At 59.7% G+C, this 4,609-nt stretch carries 3 protein-coding genes; 2 read left to right on the top strand and 1 reads right to left on the bottom strand.

Features of this window, described 5'->3' with window-relative positions; all coding sequences use genetic code 11:
• Positions 1-263: 263 nt before the first annotated feature.
• Positions 264-1,592: an integrase family protein gene (locus tag J7396_RS22135; RefSeq protein WP_209262152.1), complete on the bottom strand. Its 1,329-nt coding sequence runs from the start codon at positions 1,590-1,592 to the stop codon at positions 264-266.
• Positions 1,593-1,952: 360 nt separating this feature from the next.
• Between J7396_RS22135 and J7396_RS22130 the strand changes: the two genes are divergently transcribed.
• Positions 1,953-3,131, top strand: coding sequence for an integrase arm-type DNA-binding domain-containing protein (locus tag J7396_RS22130; RefSeq protein WP_209262151.1), 1,179 nt, complete (start codon positions 1,953-1,955; stop codon positions 3,129-3,131).
• A 374-nt stretch (positions 3,132-3,505) separates the two neighbouring features.
• Positions 3,506-4,609: SbmA/BacA-like family transporter (locus tag J7396_RS22125; protein ID WP_209262150.1), on the top strand; the 1,104-nt coding region annotated here is incomplete at its 3' end.

Raw genomic sequence — 4,609 nt, 5'->3', positions numbered from 1 at the left:
CGGAGATCCATCGCTCCGCGAATCTCATCGCTTGCCGAAGGCTGCCGGTCTGTGGCGCCGATATCCGGGTGCCTCGCCAGGAAAGCCAGATTGTCCCACCGGAAATGTGGGCGACGGTCCCATAGTTGAAATGCATGAGCGCGCTATCTGCGGTCACGGAGACCCAGCGGCAGGCAGGAGGGAGAGGGCGGCGCGACATGCAGCCATCCTGACAGGCTGCCGTCTCAGGCGTGGAGATGAGGGCAGCAGATGCCCTGGCCGACTCACCCGGGCTTGCGCTTGCGCAGTTGCGTCACCTTTGCCGGCTCTCCCGTCAGCAGCTTGTGCAGTGCCTCCAGCGCGGCCAGCTTCTCGCCGGCGTAATCGTGCCGGTCGTAGTGCCGGTTTTGGACCCCGCCCAGGCCGTGTGATTGCAGCTGGCCGCGAATTTCCTGGCTCTGGCCAGCGGCCGCCAGCCGCGTCTCGATCGTTCGCCGCAGATCACCCGGGGTGAAGCGGCCGCCTTCAAGCTCCCCGGCGTCATCCATCGCGATCACCACCGCATCGAACGGCGTGCGCAGCATGTCGTAGGTCGCCGGCGCCGCGCCCTCGCTGAGCGTGAACAGGTAAGGCCCGAGCGGTTCATTCCCCCTCATCACCTGCAGCGCTTTCTCTGCGTCAGGTAGAAGCGGGACATAGTGCGCTCGGGGCTTTTTTCGTCGCCCTTTGCCGTCGAGGATCCGCACCGTCCCGGTGTCCAGGTCCAAGCCGTCTACCTCCATCCGCGACAGCTGGGCGATGCGCTGTCCTCCCGTCAGTAGGTGGAACTGGAGTAGTGCGCCGGCAGCGCCTGGGAGTCGGGCGATACGCTTCCAGTAGGCGCGAAGTTCGGCCACCGATAGCGCCCGGTCTTTGGCAGCGCTGCTGCCCTCGATCGTGGCCAGGTCGCGGGCCGGGTTCGCGGACACAGCCAGGGCGCGCATCGAGGCCGGCGCGCGCGCATCCTGCCGAGCACGAATCGCTGCAGCATACGCAGCGCGCAGGTGCGACCGGATCTTGCCCGCCGCCCTCAACTTTCCTGACGCCGCAACACGCGCCAGGACGGGCAGAAGGTCGTCAAGCGTCACGTCGCCGGCCGGCATTTGCCATAGCAGCGGCCATGGGCCTTTCACGTGCAAGGCGATCGAGTTCTCTGCCTCCCTCGCGCTGATCTTGCCGGCGTCCTTTAACGACTGCACGTATGCATCCAGCAGCGCCCCCAGCGTGGCTGCCGATTTGGCCGCCTGAGCTGCCGCCGCCGCCCCACGCTGGCGCTCTGTCTCGCGTTGTTCAGCATCCAGGACCGCCCGAAGATCCCGATCACCAGCCTGGTAGCGTTTCGACAGCTCCGACGCTCGTGCGCGCGCCTCAGCCAGGGTTAGCTCGGTGCCCAGCGGCAGGCGTTCCTGCACGCGGCCGGGCGCCGTATACCGGTAGTAGAACGCGATGGCGCCAGAGGCTAGCCGACGTGCCTGCAGCTGGCCTGCGCCATGTGGTCGCGTATCGTTCGCCCATTCGCCTGGTTTGAGTGCTGCCAGGCCGCGCGCTGTGAGCTGTTGCCTTCCCTGTGCCATTGGTGCCTACCTGGTGCCTACTTCCCGCGAGACCGGGGGAGCCGACTATGCACGTCCAAGCACTGGAAGTTCAAGAGCGGCGGGGGTGTCGAGTTCATCGGCGCACTTCAATGCACATCGGCGGATTGGTGGACAAGGGCTCATAATCCTTTGGTTGAAGGTTCGAATCCTTCTGGGCCCACCACAGAATAGTCTAAGGACGTCCGGTTTAGTCCAAGATGTGCGGAAAATCAACTGAAATAAGCACTTTGACGTCTTCTTGAATCCAGTGGCGTCCAGTTGCATCCGGTAACGAAGTGAGTCAGGCTGTGAGTCATGGAGCGACAAGGGGTCGCTCCGACTCACAACCGTCTGACTCACATGCTTACGGACGCCAAGATTCGCGCGCTTAAACCCAGGGAGGCTTCCTTTCGAGTCGCCGACTCAAACGGCCTGTGCATAGAGGTACGCCCCACCGGCTCAAAGGCGTGGCGCTATCGCTATCGTTATGCCGGCAAGCCAAGCATTGTGACCATCGACGAATACCCTGCCATGTCACTGATGCAGGCACGCACGGAGCGCGACAAGCTACGCATGCTGCTGAGGGGAGGCGCCAACCCGGCCCACGTAGCGCGTGTCGAGCGAGCCGTCCAGGCCGAGCGTATGAACACCACATTCGGCGCCATCGGGCTGGAGCTGTTGAATAAGCGCGCAAAGGAAGGTCTGAGCCCCGGCTCGGTCAAGCGTGAGCGCCGGCTAATCGAGAAAGATCTGGCGTCCATTGCCGACATGCCCGTCACTGATGTGAGTGCGCCCATCCTGCTGGCTGCACTGCGGAAGTTGGAGCAGCGGGGCATCATCGAGACTGCTCATCGGGCTCGTGCACATGCCGGACGAGTGTTCCGCTACGCTATTTCCACGGGCCGCGCCGAAAGTAATCCAGCCGACAACCTAGCCGGCGCTTTGGAGCAACCCAAAACCAGGCACTTCGCCAGTCTCACGGACCCCGAGAAGATTGGCGATTTGCTGCGCGCACTCTGGGCTTACCGAGGCGCCGCAGTAACGCAGGCAGCTCTCAAGCTTGCCCCCATGCTCTTCGTGCGTCCCGGCGAACTGCGGCATGCCAAGTGGGCCGATATCGACCTGGATGGCGCCGAGTGGCGCTACGTCACCAGCAAGACCAAAACTTCACATATCGTTCCGTTGTCGCTCCAGGCCGTGAGCGTGCTGCAAGATCTGTGGCCGATCACAAAGCGCAGCGACTACGTGTTCCCTGGCGTCCGCAGTTCAGACAGGCCGATGAGCGAGAACACAATCAACGCCGCCCTACGCAACCTGGGATTTGACGGCGAGACCATCGTCGGTCACGGCTTCCGCGCGATGGCGCGTACCGTTCTGGATGAAGTTCTGGAGTTTCGCCCAGACTATATCGAGCACCAGCTCGCGCATGCAGTGCGTGATCCATTGGGGAGAGCTTACAACCGCACGGCACATCTGCCGGAGCGCAAGAAGATGATGCAAGCGTGGGCCGACTATCTAGACGATCTACGGACACACTGAGGCACGCGCAGCGCTTGCCGGCAGGATTTCGTATGTGACTGTCGCGGAATTCCCCGCCTCAAAGGCGATGTTGACTCGGTCTACGGTCCCTGCCGACTCGCGGGATGTTCTACGAGATGTCCTGGAAGTCGAAGTGGCTTGCAAAACGCTCCTCCATTTTGTGCTCCTACGCAATTCATCGCACGTCAAACCAGAAAAAATGAATTTGAAATGCAGATAGTGCGTAGATGACCTATTCCGGGCCGTTGCCGTATTGATGGGGTGGATCATTGCATCTAGAGTTGCGTGCCTGGGTGCTGATAGGTCCAACGGCACTGTTCCTGGTTCGCCCTGTGTGGATCAGATCCTTACGTCGATAGAAGCGAGATTCAAAGGTGACGTCCGAATTCAACCCTGATGGAGCAACGCTTGCGATTGATGAGGATGATGCTCGGTACGTAAAAACGCGGAGTATAGGTAGCGCTATGAGGCGGGTCGTCTCGCCATTTTGGCGCTTGCCTTCTGCGCGGAGAACGTGGATTGCGGTGTTGCTGATTTTCGCAAGCATGGCCGCGGAGGCAGCCTCGGGCGTTCGAATCACGAAATTGATTGGCGAGCTCTCCGGCCAGTTCGTGAGCCGTAACGAATTGGCCATAATTCGATTGGCTGAGCAATTCTTTCTGCTTGTCTGCATCATGACAGCCAACTTCGTAGTTTTCGAATGGCTGCGGCAGTCGATCATGATCGACTGGCGTAAATGGTTGGTGGATAAATATCAGAATCTCTGGCTTGATAATTCCAATTTCTATCGGATGGAGAATAACGGCAGATCTGACAACCCTGATCAGCGAATTGCCGACGACACGTTCCAGCTAGTCGATCATTCGACAAAGCTCTTCACGATGGTCGGCCAAGACCTTATGAGGCTGGTGGGCTATGCCACAGTTCTTCTTTCTCTGGGTGGCGCACTCGATCTGCGGTTCTTGGGTGTCCCTTGGGTAATTCCAGGTGGCACGTTTTTGCTCGCACTGGTGATATCAATCGCGGTTACCGCGCTGGGCTTCGTCATTGGTCGTCCTCTCGTCGCATTGAGCGTGGCGCAGCAGCGAAAGGATGCGGACTTGCGCTTCGCTCTCGCAGCGATGCGCTCTAATGCTGAGCAGATCGCTTTGTACGGTGGCCATCGCGTAGAGCTACAGAGGACATCAAGCCTATTGGATCCAATCGCAGAGAACTGGCATCGGATCATTCGTTTTCAGGTCCGTCTCATTGGTTTCCAGTCCGGCTTTCAATCGCTACTCGTATTGAGCATGCCATTGGTCGGTATACAAGCCTATCTAGATGGCCGTTTGAGTTTTGCGGATCTGTATGTAGTGGGATTCGCATTCATGATGGTTATCAACGGCTTTACAACCTTGCTCAACCTGGCGGCATCGGGCGAATATTACCTGTGGGCGTCTGCTGTACATCGGCTTGATGCATTTGACATTGAACTTAGC

This window comes from Xanthomonas sp. A1809 (assembly GCF_017746015.1).
GTDB lineage: Bacteria > Pseudomonadota > Gammaproteobacteria > Xanthomonadales > Xanthomonadaceae > Xanthomonas > Xanthomonas euvesicatoria.
Note: the sequence above shows the minus strand (reverse complement) of the source record. Positions and strands in the feature narration are given on the sequence as shown.

Bases quoted from the DNA above. Each gene is read 5' to 3' on its own strand.
- J7396_RS22130 (WP_209262151.1), top strand. From the start codon at position 1,953: ATGCTTACGGACGCCAAGATTCGCGCGCTTAAACCCAGGGAGGCTTCC.
- J7396_RS22135 (WP_209262152.1), bottom strand. From the start codon at position 1,592: ATGGCACAGGGAAGGCAACAGCTCACAGCGCGCGGCCTGGCAGCACTC.